Raw genomic sequence first — 14,862 nt, forward strand, 5'->3', positions numbered from 1 at the left:
TGGTAATAAAAGTATGCTAGGATAAGTTTTTGGATGCAATGGATTTACCATTCAATTAACAAATCCTCATATTTACGCTTTAGCGTTGGCAATTGACGTTTACTTGCCGTCAATGTAGCGAAGACAGTCTAATAATGTCGCACTAAGTGTTATATCTAAGGTCACATCATGCACGTTAAGTTTTGCGGATTTACCCAGCCTAATGATATTAAACTTGCCGCCCAGTTGGGTGTTGATGCGGTTGGCTTGGTATTTTATCCGCCCAGTCCGCGCGCTGTCACTATCGAGCAGGCGCAATCGTTAAGTGCTTCTTTGCCAGCTTTTATAAGTATAGTGGCTCTAGTGGTGAATATGCCGCGCGCAGAACTGATAGAATTAGCGAATCAGGTCGCTTTTGATATCATTCAATTCCATGGTGATGAAACACCGGAGCAATGTGCGCAGCTGGCCAGTGCGGTCAATAAACGCTGGATAAAAGCGCTGCGTATTAATGCTGACCAACACACCGCCGCTAGCGTAAGCGCCGAGATTAATGAGTTTGCCGCCGCTGGCGCGAACAGTATCTTATTGGATGCTTACCATCCCCATAAATATGGCGGCACAGGGGCACGTTTTGATTGGAGTCTGCTACCGCAAGACAGCTCGCTACCTATTATTTTAGCGGGCGGACTGGATGCCGATAATGTCGCTGCCACTTTAGATTTGCCTATTTATGCGGTTGATGTCAGCGGTGGGATTGAGTCTGACAAAGGCAAAAAAGACGCTGCCAAAATGTGTGCCTTTATGAAAGCGGTAAAACGCGACCGATGGCAAAATGAGACGCTTGGCGAACCTTCGAATATCAGTAACTAGTTTTTTAGCCGTGAATTTTTATCCGTTACATAGCTAATTACTTGGAAAAACTTCCCCCTTATTTATCTTAAAAAATACCACTTATTATAGTAGGAATTATCATGAGTCATGTCGCGAGCAAAGATGTATTTATCACTGCTAAAGCTATCAACACCTTCACCAATCCAGAAAGCGTGCAAGATTTCAATCAATATCCTGATGCCCGTGGACATTTCGGCGTGCATGGCGGTCGCTTTGTCTCTGAAACATTGATGGCAGCACTAGAAGAGCTAGAAACGTTATATAACACAGTCAAAAAAGACCCTGCGTTTTGGGAAGAATATCACAATGATTTGGTCAATTATGTCGGCCGCCCAACGCCTTTATATCATGCTAAGCGATTGAGCGATGAGATAGGCGGTGCGCAGATTTATTTTAAACGTGAAGACTTAAACCATACTGGCGCGCACAAAGTTAATAACACCATTGGACAAGCGCTACTTGCCAAAATGAGTGGTAAAAAACGTATCATTGCTGAAACGGGTGCAGGTCAGCATGGCGTAGCGACGGCGACAATCGCCGCGCGCTTAGGGCTAGAGTGTATCGTCTATATGGGTGCGGATGATGTCGAGCGCCAAAAGATGAACGTTTATCGTATGCGTTTGCTCGGTGCAACGGTTGTGCCAGTGACTTCAGGTTCACGGACCCTAAAAGATGCCATGAACGAAGCGATGCGTGATTGGGTTACTAATGTCGATAGCACCTATTACATCATCGGTACGGTTGCCGGTCCGCATCCTTATCCGTTATTGGTACGCGATTTCCAAGCGATTATCGGCAAAGAAGCACGTATTCAGCATCTGCAAATGACGGGTAAATTACCAGATGCATTAGTCGCTTGTGTGGGTGGTGGCTCAAACGCCATTGGCTTGTTCTTTGATTTCTTAAATGATACTGAGGTCAAAATGTATGGCGTTGAAGCAACGGGTGACGGTATCGAAACGGGTCGTCATTCAGCACCATTGGCTGCTGGTCGTATCGGTGTACTGCATGGTAACCGTACCTATCTGATGGCGGATGATGAAGGTCAAATTCAAGAGACGCATTCTATTTCAGCGGGTCTTGATTATCCTGGCGTTGGTCCTGAGCACAGCTTCTTAAAAGACATGAAGCGTGTTGAATATGTCGGCTGTACTGATAAAGAGTCGTTAGAAGGCTTTCATGAAGTGACGCGTAAAGAAGGTATTATCCCTGCGCTTGAATCTGCTCATGCCGTCGCTTATGCATTGAAGCTAGCTAAAACGATGACGCCTGATCAAACGATTATTGTAAACATGTCGGGTCGTGGCGACAAAGATTTGCATTCAGTGATGAAGGCGGAAGGGATTGAGCTTTAAATTACTACAATTTTAGAGTTCCTATCATTCGAATCTACTTTAGATCTATTATTAACTTGAGAGTTATCTAATATTGGGGGTACGGTGAGTCATAATTTATTTGAGCTAAATAGTTTTCCGGATAAGCTAACACTTAGCCTGCCCTTGAACATTAATTCGCTACTGCCTAAAAAACAACTAAAGTTTTTTCAAAGTGAAAAGTTTGTTGATAGTATGCAACTAGCTTTGCTCTCGGTAGTGATCGGCTTTCTTTTATATCTAGCAGAGAGGTTTTTAGGTAGTAATGATCTATTAAAGGTTAAATCCATTTTTGTTATATGTAGTATGTTCATGTTATGGCACATATTTTCTCATTACTTAGCATTTCGTAAAGAAAAAGGCCAAAACCTACCTAGTAAACATATGGCAAAAAATATTGATTGGCATTTAGAACCTATCCTGTCTATTACCTCTGATGAACTAAGAATCCTCTCAAATAGTCGTTGTAAAGAGAGAGTGATATGTTTTGATAATATAGATGAAATTGTTTATAACATTGAAAAAGATGATAGTGGTATTTCAATACTCTACAAGCCTAATGCCAGTGAAAGATTCGAGGAAAATATTATTCCTGACTCACTTGATGGAAATGGGTTATCAGAATTTGTACTATTAAAGTCAACGCTTGAAAGTTATGTTTTAAACGATAATTCAGACAATCATTATCAGATTCATAGAATGCAAGTAGCTTTATTATTAACTCATATACTCTATAACCGTACCGAACAGCTAGATATCGACTGGCAAGGTCATTAGTAGAGGGAATCTGTGCCTTATACGATTCAATGACAATAAATTAACTTTAAAATTATAAGAGACCACTATGACCCGTATTGAAAGCACTTTTGAAACCCTAAAAGCACAAAATAAAAAAGCACTGATTCCTTATGTCATGGCAGGCGATCCAACGCCTGATAACTTTGTTGGTTTGCTGCACGACTTGGTCAAGCATGGCGCAGATATGATCGAAGTCGGCTTGCCGTTCTCTGATCCAATGGCAGATGGTCCTGTGGTTGCATTGGCTGGAGAGCGTGCATTAGCCGCAGGTACGAGTACACGTGATGCGCTAAAAATGGTGGCAGAGTTCCGTCAGCAAGACACGCAGACCCCCATTATTTTGATGGGATACCTCAATCCCGTGGAAATCATCGGCTATGACAACTTTGTCGCGCTATGTGAGCAGTCAGGTGTCGATGGTATTTTGATGGTTGATTTGCCGCCAAGCGAGGCGGGCAGTTTTACCCAGCATTTGACTGACCATGCGATGAACGAGATTTTCTTATTGTCACCAACCACTTTACCTGAGCGCCGTGAGCAGGTATTGACCCATTGTGGTGGTTATATTTATTATGTGTCATTAAAAGGCGTGACGGGTTCGGCAACGCTTGATACTGATGATGTTGCGACTCAAGTGCAAGCGATTAAAGCAGCGACTGATTTGCCAGTATGTGTGGGTTTTGGTATTCGTGATGCGGCTTCTGCTAAAGCGATTGGAGCGCATGCGGATGGTATTATTGTCGGTAGTGCCTTGGTTCAAAATTTTGCTGATATAGATGCAAATGATAGCACTGCGGTTGCCGCTGCTCAGCAAAAAATCATGGCAAAAATGGATGAGCTACGCGGTGCACTTGATAGTTTGAGTGCCTCAGTTAAATAAAGTTAAATAAAGTTAAATTATCGTCACTTAAATCGTCATGGCAATATGAATAACAATGTTTATAAAGACAGGGTTAAATGACTTTGCTAAAGTTAGTTTACGTGTGTAAACTAACATCACATATAAATTGTTACAGTTTCACGAAAGCGTGCCTTATAACTGCGCTTTATAACTACGAAAGTTATGAGAATATGTGACGATTAAACTGATCCTTATAAATCGATTCTTAGGGACAAGCGCATGAGCCAGCTTGTCGATAAGCCTTTGATAATGGCGAATAATATGACTGATACGATAACAAAACCTGATATGACAACTCTGAACCATACTGAAAATAGCAACGTTGAGCCGAATGGTAACACTGCTGGGCAATCGTGGTTTAATCGCCCGATACCGGGTATTAAGCAGCAATTGACAGCGCCTTTGACAGCAGTAGAGACTGAACCGTCAACCAAGTGCAGTAATTGTCATTCGATGATTACCAATACGGCGCTTATTTTTAACTGCTATGTTTGCCCGCATTGTGATCATCATTTACCGATGAGTGCTCGTGAGCGCTTAAACTGGTTGCTCGATCAAGTAGACGGTGAGCTTGGACAACAATTTACTGCCAAAGATCCGCTAAGTTTTGTGGATAGTAAGCCGTATCCGCAGCGCATGACAGAAGCACAAGATAAGACAGGCGAGTCTGAGGCGCTGATTGTGCTGTATGGCAAGCTGCGCAATCTTGATGTGGTGACTTGTGCCTTTGACTTCCGCTTTATGGGCGGTTCTATGGGGTCAGTGGTTGGCGATCGTTTTGTCCAAGCAGCTGAGAAAGCGCTGGCAGACAAAGTGCCTTTAGTTTGCTTTGCTGCCTCTGGCGGCGCACGTATGCAAGAAGGTTTGCTGTCTTTGATGCAGATGGCTCGTACTGCCGCAGCGATTGAGCGTTTGAGAATTGCTGGCGTGCCGTATATCGTGATATTGACCAATCCTGTTTATGGCGGTGTGACTGCGTCGCTCGCTATGTTAGGTGATATTCATTTAGCAGAACCAAAAGCCATGATTGGCTTTGCAGGTAAGCGCGTGATTGAGCAAACGGTTCGTGAGACGCTAGAAGAGCCGTTCCAGCGTGCCGAATTCTTGTTAGAGCACGGTGTGGTCGATGAAGTGGTGCATCGTCATCAAATGATTGATACCATTTACCGTCTGCTAGCAAAGTTAAGCCGCATGCCTAATGTTGATGCCTAACTTGCTCATCGGCTTGACTAACGGATAACTGAGTTTAATATTCCGCATGACTTATGCTTAGTAGCATGCTCAATTTTGCTGACTAAGTAAGATCAATTAATAGCATTTATCGTCAACAGCGGTAAATGCTATTTTTGCTTTTTGGGCAGGTAGTTATATACTGTCTGTACTTTCTTAATGAATGCTTTCTCATTGACCATTTTTTATTCAAATATTTCAATATAGGCTGTGTCCATGTCCGACTCTCTACTTTTTAACCCTAACACTCCCAACAAGCATTCTAGCTTGACCGAATGGCTCGATTATATGCAGCAGATTCATGTATCGGCAATAGATATGGGGTTGTCGCGAGTTTTGCCAGTTGCCGAGGCGTTAGGCGTGGTACAGTCAGCCAAAGACGATGCTTATGTATTCACGGTGGCGGGCACCAATGGTAAAGGCTCAACGACGGCTGTCATTGCGCAGATGTGCCAAGCAGCAGGTTATAAAACGGCTCTGTATCAATCACCGCATCTAAGTGTATTTAATGAGCGCGTGCGTATCAATGGCGAGATGGTCAGTGACGAGACGTTAATTGAAGCCTTTAGCAAGGTAGAAGCAGCGCGATTAGCGTGTGAGCTGACCTTGTCATTTTTTGAGATGACCACACTTGCCGCATTATTAATATTTGCCGAAGCGGATTGTGATGTCTGGGTGTTGGAAGTCGGTCTGGGTGGGCGCTTAGATGTGGTCAATATCATCGATCCTGATATGGCAGTGATTACCAATATCGCCATCGATCATGTCGATTGGTTAGGTGACAATGTTGAAGATATTGGCCGTGAGAAAGCAGGTATCTTACGTGATGGTATCAGCGTGGTTTATGGTGCTACTGCAATGCCAGTCAGTGTGCAGCAAGCGATTGATAAGCATCAAGCAACTTGTTATCAAGTTGGGCGAGATTTTGATTATCGTGAAGTGGATGCAAGCGCTTGGCAATATAGCAATGCTGCGGTCACCATGCAATTACCGCGCCCAGCACTATCATTGACCAATACTGCCACTGCGTTATCAGCAGTGCTCGCAAGTTCGTTAAATGTCGATAGCACCGCTATCGAGCAAGCATTACAAACGGTCAGGCTCGCTGGTCGCTTTGATTATCGTGAGACCCACAATCGCCATTGGCTGTTTGATGTCGCGCATAACGAGCAAGGCGTCGAGTTTTTATTGGCGCAATTATTACCGCTTTGGCAACAGCATCTAGCCAATCAAGACAGCTCTGATACTCTCAATCACAGCAGTAATCCACATAGTAATCATATCAGTCAAGCTACAGGAAAACCTGCCAGCATTAAAATGCTGTTTTCTATGTTGGGCGATAAAGATATCAATAAAGTCGTGCAGCATTTGACGATAGCGGGCTTACCGATTAGCGATTGGTTTGTCGCTGAGATTGATTATCCACGTGCCGCGAGCACTGAGCACTTGCAAGGTATCCTATCGAGCTATGTCGACAATGCTCGAATACACGAATTTAAACGTTTATCAGAAGCGACCGATGCGATTATCAATGCCAGTCAACCGCAAGACCTTATCGTGGTATGTGGCTCCTTTCACACGATCGGCGAGGCACTGGCAGCACTGGCGGTTGATAATTAACATTAAAATGGTACTTATTTAATGTTAATCTTAGCAGTAGCATGATGGCAGACAGTATGAAAAATATGCTTTATAATCAAAGTGATTTGGCAAGTTGCTCTATAATGGCATTAAACGCTTGGCATAACATTTAAAAACGGATGGACGCAACTGGTGGCAATGACACCTATCAAGGCTATTAAAACTATCTAAACACAGTTTTGAGACGGCAGTTGCGCCGCTCAATCAACCTTATTACCAACTAAGAGACGTAAACGGATGAACTTTTCGAGACAAGCCTTATTGGGCATTGGGATGATTATCGGCGGTAGCGTGATGCTATACGCCATGGTGCAACAGATTGGTGATAGTAATGAACCACAACCAGCGTCAGCAATGGTAGATAAGCCAAGCCCTGAGCAAGAGTCTCCTCAGCCGCTGACGACGGATATCGAGACTGAAAAACGTATCTTGGCAGAAAAACAAAAAGAGCGCGCTGCTCGTGTTGCTGAACAAGAAAAACGTGCCCAGCAGTTCTTAACTGAACAGGAAGCCGCTGAGGCGGAAGCATTGGCAAAAGCCCGTGCAGAAAGTCAGCAGTATATGGCCAGTAGTGCGGCAGCTGCTGAAGATAGTGATAAATCAGACGCGGAAAAAAATGATGCTACAGCACCAATAAAAAAGACTAGCGCTGCTGAGTCAGCTGAAAGTGAGACAAACACTGAAGACCAGCAAAAAGCTGCCCAAGCGCAACAAGAAGCTCAAAGGCAAGCGGCGATTAAAGAGCAGGCTGCCGCAAAGAAACTAGCAGACAGTAAAAAAGAAGCGGAAGAAAAAAGACAAGCGGATGCTAAGAAACAAGCGGATGCTGCGGCTGAGAAAAAACAAGCGGCAGCAGAAGCGGCTAAAAATGAGCCGCCAAAATCGCCTTCTGATTATCAAGTCAAAAGAGGAGATGGGCTGATTAAACTGGCGCGGCAGTACAATATGCCAGTAGAGGTATTGGCACAAGCGAATAATCTGTCACCGTCGACATCGCTACAATTAGGTCAAAACATCACCATTCCATCACGTAAGCAAGTGGAGCGATTAGCACGTGAAGCGGCAGCGGCTGAGCAGGCACGCGAAGACAAGCGTCAGAAAGAAGAGGCTTTAGCCAAAAAATCAGCGGATGCTAAGCGTGAAGCACAGCAGAAACTCAGTGAAGCCCGTAAAGAAGTCAAAGAAACCGACGCCAAAGGCAGCTTTGGGGTGCAAGTAGCATTGGCAAACGATCAAGCCAAAGCGGATGAGCTGGCAAAGAAATTTAAATCCGCAGGCTACCAAGTTAAGACCAGCCCTACCAGCCGTGGGGTTCGCGTCATCGTCGGTCCTGAGCGCGGTAAAGTGGCAGCGTTAGCGTTAAAAGATAAAATTAATAGCGATCCCAAGGTCAATACGACCAGTGCTTGGGTTTTATACTGGCGCTAAAATAGCATTAAAATCACGATAATCGGATGACTGTTATTGCTAAATAAACAGCAGAGTCTTGGTTAGATTTTATTGTTTTATCTGAGTTTTATTCAAACACGACATTTATTGTCGTGTTTTTTGTTTTGGTGTTTGCTGATTGGCGTAAGCTTAGCTACGATGTGCGCCGATTGCCCCTGATTTTTTCTGTATAACGGGTCAGCCTATAAGGGCTGCCCTGTCGCAGTTGAGTATATATGTCACTTTATGGAAGTCGTCATACATATTTGGCTGCCTTAATCATGTATAAGGTAAAACCATGTCATTTGGTGTTATATTTTTAATATTGGCCGTTGGGTTTTTAGGGCTGATTACTGTACCAAAGCTGTTGAAAAAACCCCCAGTTGTTGAGCCTGATCCAAAGCCAGTACGCGGTGATGAGTTGGCTATTTGGCCGTTTGCGCCGATGCCGATTATGACGGATACGGAAGTCATTTTCTTTAATAAGCTAAAAAGTGCGTTGCCGGAATATCATATTTTCGTTCAAGTTCAACTGTCACGTATTATCGAAGGCAATAGCAGTGAGGCGTCCGAGCGTAGTTTTTGGTTCAATCGTATCTGTCGTCAAAGCGTCGATTATGTGATTGTGGATATTGATGCGCAGACCACGCTGGTTGCTATCGAGCTTGATGATTGGACACACACGAGTAAAGCGCGTCAAAAGGCGGATGACAAAAAAGACAAAGCCCTTGCTAGTGCCGGTATTGCTATTGTGCGCTTTCACGCTGAGCGCATGCCAAGCGCAGATATGCTCAGGTACGAGCTGATGCAAGTGATTGAAAATTATTGATAAAGTATCTTTGGCGGGCAGTCAAGATTAGTCGCAACAACGGCATTTATTTTTTTGTGTAACATTGCTGTTATATCCGTTTACTTTATAGATAAGTTGTTTAAATAAGAGTATTATTATTTTATTTTAAAGCAAACTTAAGTTTTCTAAATTAAGAAGCGCTTTTCTGGATTAAGGCATTATTTGCTTAATTAGATAAAGGTTTTGGTGCTTCTAGTTTTTAAAATAACTCTATAAAGGACTGTGTTATGAAATTTTTTAAATTGAGCGCATTAGCGTTAGCCAGCACGTTAGCGTTAGCAGGCTGTGGTGATGACAACAATAATAACTCTTCTGGTAATGGTACTAATACGCCAGATGTGCCAGTCAAACCACCTGTCGATAATAGTTTGTCTGAAATCGAGCAAGCGAAAGAGATGATTCGTACCGCCAAGTTATTTGTCAGTGACAATAAAGCGGTTACAGATGCTTACGAAGATGTAAGTGATATCCTTACAGAAAAGCAAGATACGCGACTTGGTTATACCTTCGATATCCCAAGTGATCTAAAATACTATATGGAAGAGAATGATGTATCACAGCTCACGGCAGCTGATATCTTAGCATTAGCCAATGATACAAAATTTGAGGTCGCATTAGGCAATATCACTTTAACGCCCGAAAATGGTTTTGTCGCAACGCTAAGTACTGACGGTAAGTTTACCTTGAATGGTACAACCAAAGTAGATGTTGAAGAATACGATTATGTGTATAACCCACAAACAGGTTTGTACGGACCTGTTGTCGTTAATCAAGACAGTTTTAAGGTAGCATTTGATGGTTTCGAAGATGCGCTAAGCTCAAACACCAGTACAGATAACTTTAACGGCAGCTTGGGTTTCAAGAGTATTAACATTGGCACTGGCAATGATACCGTTACCCTCAACTCAAGTACTAAAGGCGCAACAGTCAGTGGTCAATTCAGTGATAAAGTCGTGGTCAATGATGAGTTTGATATCAATGATGCAAATAGAGAAGGCATCACGCTAGAAAAGGCAGTCATCAAATTAAGCAGCCTGAAGTTGACGGCTAATGATAGCGTGATTGAAGCAAAAGATTTTGAATTTGCCGCACTGGATGTCAGCAGAAAGCTAGCAGATAACAGTCTGGTGGTTAGAACAATCCCTTATAAGTTTGCTATAACGGGCAAGATGACCAAGCAAAAACCGATGACTGATGTAGAGATTACACTGAACGCGACTGCCAATGACGCTGATATAAAGAAATTTATCATAATCGATGAAGTTGGTGATATCGAAGAGGCCGCCAATAAATACGTAGGTATGGAAATAGTATTGGCGATTAAGGGCAAGGTCACGAAAGAGAGCACAACGACGATTCCACTTGATTTCCAAGCCAATCTTAAGCGTACTGCTCGTAATGTTATTGAGCTACAAGGTTTAACTGCTAGCGTAGAGGGTAAGAAGCTATTTGTAACCGGTAAGTCAAGCTTAGATAATAACTATGATGTGGTTAGCACTCAGTTTACTGTTGAGCAAAATAAAGCGTCGATCAAGTTAAATGTTGATGCCAATGGTGATTTTATCAAAGATAAAATGGGTAAGCTTGGCGATATCATGGTTAACGGTAAAGACTACGGTGATTTAATGGATAATGATGGCAAAGTTACTGCCAAGTTTACTGATGATAGTTTAATTATTTTATAATCAAATCATGTGTCACATCGACTCTCAACCGTTGTTAGTAGCGATTGAGGTATAGCAACAAAAAAAAGAGACAGATTCCTGTCTCTTTTTTATGCTCTCTAATAAACGTGAGAAATTTATGCCATATAACGTTTCAAGTCTCTATGGTTTTTTACCTAAAAGCTTAGCATCGCATTTATACAGCCGTACCAAGTTAATCACTACGCCAGCGATTGCCGCTATGATGATATCCAGCGCTGCGGTTGCTGATAGTGCAGATATATCAGCTGCTGACACGAATTTTTACTTCTACCCCCAAGCGACAGGGTTGCTAGACAGTCATACTGCTCAGTCAAACGCGCAGATAGAGTGGAGTCTGATGGCAACGGCTCATAGTCCAACACAGCCTATCTCAGAATTTTTAGACGATTGGAGTGCCCCTTTGGACTCGGGTGATCATGCTTATGCCCAAGGTCGGACGTCGCTTGAGATTCGTCCTGCGGGCAGTGCGATTAGCTACGGTCTAGGTTGGCGTTATGATTATTTAATGACGTTTAGCAAAGAGACTGCCGAAGTTTATTGGCAGTATGAAAATAAACAGCCCTCAAGTACCAGTCAAGATTATCCGTTATTTTTGGAAGCCAAGCACAATGAAAGATTCGGTGCTAATATTGGTCTGACGCAGCAGCTCCTGCCTAACTGGCAATTGACGACTCGGGCCAATCTCTGGCAAGGACTGCATGCATTAGAAGGTAAGATAGTTGGCGATTTAAGCACCAGAGTGTTACCAAATAATGAGGTGACAGACATACGAGACAGTTTGGATAAAACCAACGCTTACATCGATTATTACTATGATGAACCAGCCTTAGGGGAGGAAAACCTAAACTGGAACCCCGCGAAACCTTCGGGATATGGTTATTCGCTCGATTTGCAGCTCACAGGTCAGTTGTCTGATAGCACGCAGTTGTCTCTGAGTGGCTACGATATCCTTGGACGTATGCGCTGGAAAGACATGCCGAGCACTCGCTATGCGTTGGATTATGACGTCAACGGCAGACCTCTCTATACGATTGAAGGGCAGCTTAGTACTGACGATGTCACACAGACATTGCCATGGCGAGTTGAAGGTAGCCTTCAGCATCAGCTAGACAGTCAGTGGCAGCTCGGTCTACATGGTCAAGTGAATGACATTCAAGACTTATATCAATTATCCGCAGGCTACCAAACGTCCAATGATGCTTTCCCCATTACGGTGACGGGCTTGATAGAGCCGCAGACGCAAGCATTGGGTCTCGCTGTAGACAGTCGTTATGCTGGCATCAAATTGCTGACTGACAGTCTCGATTCAGAAAAAGCCAAACGCAGTGAGATTAGCTTGTATGGACGCTATGCTTGGTAGCTTCATTCATTGCATTGCATTAATAAAGCAGATGGCTAAAACGTCGATGTGCATATAATGCGGTGGATGTTACTAAAATTTGTCATGCGTTTTGTCGCGCTGTTCAGGATAAATGACGATCGGACTATAACCTTCGAAGTATAGTCCTGTCGTAGGCAGTGCGTCGTTTGACCAAGCTACCTGCGGCTGTCTTCCATCATAGCAGTCGCGCCTAGTAAACCATTCGATATAATGGGCGGCTCGTAATGCCCTTATATCAAGCGTCGCAAGATTCGTCATATCAGTGCTATCGCACCATTTATGTATAGGAAAGCTTGGTGCTAACCAAGGCGGATAAGTAAAATTACAGGTATTAATTGGCAAAAAGAATCGTCCCTTTATAACGCCATAACGCTTATCAATTTTGACTTTTTCATGATTTTGAGTATCTACCCATACGGTACGAAACTGCTTGGTTTGCATATGGGTCATTTTACGCTGTAAATTGTCATTGGAGTTGATGCCAACCCAGTTCTCAGGAGCAAAAGGCGCTGATCCCATAAAAAACTTAATCGCCAGCTCCCAATGCTCGACCAGATTTTCTCCATGATTATATAAGATTAAATCCAGCTCACCAGTCGTCTGCTTGCCGTTAAATAACTGTATGTTATTAGCGATTGTCTCGTATAGATGCAACTTACGCGCAAACCCATCTTCTAACCAAAAAGAAATTAACCCTTCAAAATGAAACCCCAATCGATTGGGACTTGGACGCTTGAGTAAATAACGGGTCAGCACCTGATAAGCATTGGTGCTATCTAGCTCTTCTAAACGCTGCTGATACGCTGCAAACTGCTGTTGCCAAAAGTGTGCGCTATGTACCGACACGGTATGTGTATTCTGATGCGGTGCAACATCGAGCCATTCCGTTAGGACGTTAGGGCATGCAAGCACATACGCCAAATCGCGCACATAAGGTCGCTGGTATACGTCCCAAGGTGCGTCATCTATAAGGTAAGTCGAGAGGGGCTGAGCGATAGCCTCAGACATGGGTTGAACCTTCATAAAGTGGTACATTTACCCTAGCTGCTCGCTTGCCAAAAGTCTATAGTCAATCGTACTATGTTAAGATTGAAAGTATCTGGCAGCATATATTTTGCCGATTATTTAATAATAATGAGGATTCAATAATGAAATATCTTTTGCAAATCGACTTTCCTTATAGCGGACCTTTTGGCGATCAATTCTTTGAGTCTATGAAAGAGTTGGCTGAAGACATCGCAAACGAGAACGGTCTGGTCTACAAGCTATGGACAGAAAACGAAGCAACGCAAGAAGCGGGCGGTATTTATGTGTTTGATAACTTAGAGGATGCCAACAGATACTTAGAGAAGCATACTCAAAGACTGACCTCATTTGGCTTTACTGATATTAAGTCTAAAGTATTTATCCTCAATGAAGCGCTGAGTGCGATTACTAAAGCGTCTCTGTAATACTTGATCAAGAGTAATAAACAGAAAAAAACCAGTCATTGGATGCAATGGCTGGTTTTTTTCTGTGTGTTTTCAACTTAAAATAGGATGTTAACGGTATAAAAATTAAGCTGAATATCTGGTGCATTTGATAATAGCGGTACTATGATAACGATCAAAAGTTTCAATATGGCAAACGACCATTTGGTTGGTTTGTTGAATAGCTTTTGGAATGATGATTTTGTACTGGTTAAGACTCTAGCTTTTTCTAAGTGTTTCATGTGATAGCTCCATATTTGCTGTAGCTTGATTGCTACGGCTTATGGTTGCTAGTTTATGAGGTAGAGTTGTTTAGGTCATTGCATTTGCAATTTGTAGCTTGCATTTGCAATCTGGATAATATGAGAGCATTAGTTCTTTCGAGCATCATTTAACAAGCGATTAGCATCTGAAAATATACCGTTTATATTTCTCGATTTTAGACCTTTAATATTCATTGCATCAATATATTCTGCAAGCCCTGCTTGTGTTGGTTGGTTTGTACTTTTACTAATGTCTGTTTTAAAGTGATAAGCATTAGTATCAGGATTAAGCAGTAAATCTTTTAAGACTGATATCAAGTGATAGGCGCTATCTTTGAGGTTTAACTCTTTATCATCGGATGGGCTGTCCTTCTTATCATCAGCTGAATAATAGCCATTTTTTTCAAGCATATTTATAATATCTAAAATATAGAACTTAATATCATTTTCGCTAAAATACGGGTCTATAATTTCATCTTTTGGATTTTCAGTTGATAATAAAATGTGGTCGGTCACATGTAAAGGAGTTCTCCTAAATATATCTCCCTTTGGGTTTGATTCTCGATTTGGTAAAGAGTGGTTAGGTATTATTTGATAATCTACTAGGTTTTGGATAATGAAACGTCTGTGTTCAATTGGATTTTTAGAATTTACGATAGCTTCACCATGTAAAATATAAAAATATCCTTTAACATGATTTGATTGTGCTGAATAATCTATATCTCCTGACCATTCATTCATGTCTTTAAAGTCTTCGGGGTATGGTGAATACAGTTTGTTTGTCCATGTTGCGCCATAACCATCAAAATAGATTATTGGCTGTAGTTCTTTTTTCACCACAAGATCAAACAAGTTGCCCTTATTAAAAAAAGGTACTTTCGTAAACTCTTTAATTAGTTTGACGGTATCTTCAATACCTAAATAATCACTAAGACTTCTCACGCTTACA

13 protein-coding genes are annotated in these 14,862 nt (G+C 42.4%); 11 read left to right on the forward strand and 2 right to left on the reverse strand.

Annotated features, from left to right (window positions below):
* Nucleotides 1-168 precede the first annotated feature (168 nt).
* From Q6344_02810 to Q6344_02855, 10 genes are all read left to right on the forward strand, one after another.
* Nucleotides 169-852 carry a phosphoribosylanthranilate isomerase gene (locus Q6344_02810; GenBank protein ID WLG14297.1) on the forward strand — a complete coding sequence of 228 codons (684 nt, stop codon included), beginning with the start codon at nt 169-171 and terminating at the stop codon, nt 850-852.
* 173 nt (nt 853-1,025) lie between these two features.
* Entirely contained in the window at nt 1,026-2,228 is a 1,203-nt protein-coding gene (gene trpB, locus Q6344_02815) for a tryptophan synthase subunit beta (GenBank protein WLG15124.1), read from the forward strand.
* Nucleotides 2,229-2,312: 84 nt separating this feature from the next.
* Nucleotides 2,313-3,023, forward strand: a complete 711-nt coding sequence (locus Q6344_02820; GenBank protein ID WLG14298.1) for a hypothetical protein — start codon at nt 2,313-2,315, stop codon at nt 3,021-3,023.
* Nucleotides 3,024-3,090: 67 nt separating this feature from the next.
* Entirely contained in the window at nt 3,091-3,924 is an 834-nt protein-coding gene (trpA, locus tag Q6344_02825) for a tryptophan synthase subunit alpha (protein ID WLG14299.1), read from the forward strand.
* 270 nt (nt 3,925-4,194) lie between these two features.
* Nucleotides 4,195-5,157, forward strand: coding sequence for an acetyl-CoA carboxylase, carboxyltransferase subunit beta (accD, locus tag Q6344_02830; GenBank protein WLG15125.1), 963 nt, complete (start codon nt 4,195-4,197; stop codon nt 5,155-5,157).
* A 234-nt stretch (nt 5,158-5,391) separates the two neighbouring features.
* The gene (locus Q6344_02835) at nt 5,392-6,795 is read left to right on the forward strand and encodes a folylpolyglutamate synthase/dihydrofolate synthase family protein (GenBank protein ID WLG14300.1); all 1,404 of its coding nucleotides are present in this window, start codon (nt 5,392-5,394) and stop codon (nt 6,793-6,795) included.
* Nucleotides 6,796-7,053: 258 nt separating this feature from the next.
* Nucleotides 7,054-8,244, forward strand: a complete 1,191-nt coding sequence (locus tag Q6344_02840; GenBank protein ID WLG14301.1) for a LysM peptidoglycan-binding domain-containing protein — start codon at nt 7,054-7,056, stop codon at nt 8,242-8,244.
* Nucleotides 8,245-8,542: 298 nt separating this feature from the next.
* Nucleotides 8,543-9,073: a DUF2726 domain-containing protein gene (locus tag Q6344_02845; protein WLG14302.1), complete on the forward strand. Its 531-nt coding sequence runs from the start codon at nt 8,543-8,545 to the stop codon at nt 9,071-9,073.
* Between the two features lie 248 nt (nt 9,074-9,321).
* Nucleotides 9,322-10,779: a hypothetical protein gene (locus Q6344_02850; GenBank protein ID WLG14303.1), complete on the forward strand. Its 1,458-nt coding sequence runs from the start codon at nt 9,322-9,324 to the stop codon at nt 10,777-10,779.
* 118 nt (nt 10,780-10,897) lie between these two features.
* Nucleotides 10,898-12,160: a hypothetical protein gene (locus tag Q6344_02855; GenBank protein WLG14304.1), complete on the forward strand. Its 1,263-nt coding sequence runs from the start codon at nt 10,898-10,900 to the stop codon at nt 12,158-12,160.
* A gap of 72 nt (nt 12,161-12,232) precedes the next feature.
* Here Q6344_02855 and Q6344_02860 read toward each other — a convergent pair whose 3' ends face one another.
* Nucleotides 12,233-13,189, reverse strand: coding sequence for a DUF1853 family protein (locus tag Q6344_02860; GenBank protein WLG14305.1), 957 nt, complete (start codon nt 13,187-13,189; stop codon nt 12,233-12,235).
* 140 nt (nt 13,190-13,329) lie between these two features.
* Between Q6344_02860 and Q6344_02865 the strand changes: the two genes are divergently transcribed.
* Nucleotides 13,330-13,632 (forward strand): monooxygenase, encoded by a 303-nt coding sequence (locus tag Q6344_02865; GenBank protein WLG14306.1) that lies wholly within the window; start codon nt 13,330-13,332, stop codon nt 13,630-13,632.
* 389 nt (nt 13,633-14,021) lie between these two features.
* On the opposite strand, the gene Q6344_02870 is transcribed toward Q6344_02865, so the two are convergent.
* Nucleotides 14,022-14,855, reverse strand: a complete 834-nt coding sequence (locus Q6344_02870) for a hypothetical protein (protein ID WLG14307.1) — start codon at nt 14,853-14,855, stop codon at nt 14,022-14,024.
* Between the last annotated feature and the right edge of the window lie 7 nt (nt 14,856-14,862).

Origin of the sequence: Psychrobacter cibarius, from assembly GCA_030686115.1 — a bacterium.
Classification (GTDB): Bacteria; Pseudomonadota; Gammaproteobacteria; order Pseudomonadales; family Moraxellaceae; genus Psychrobacter; species Psychrobacter cibarius_C.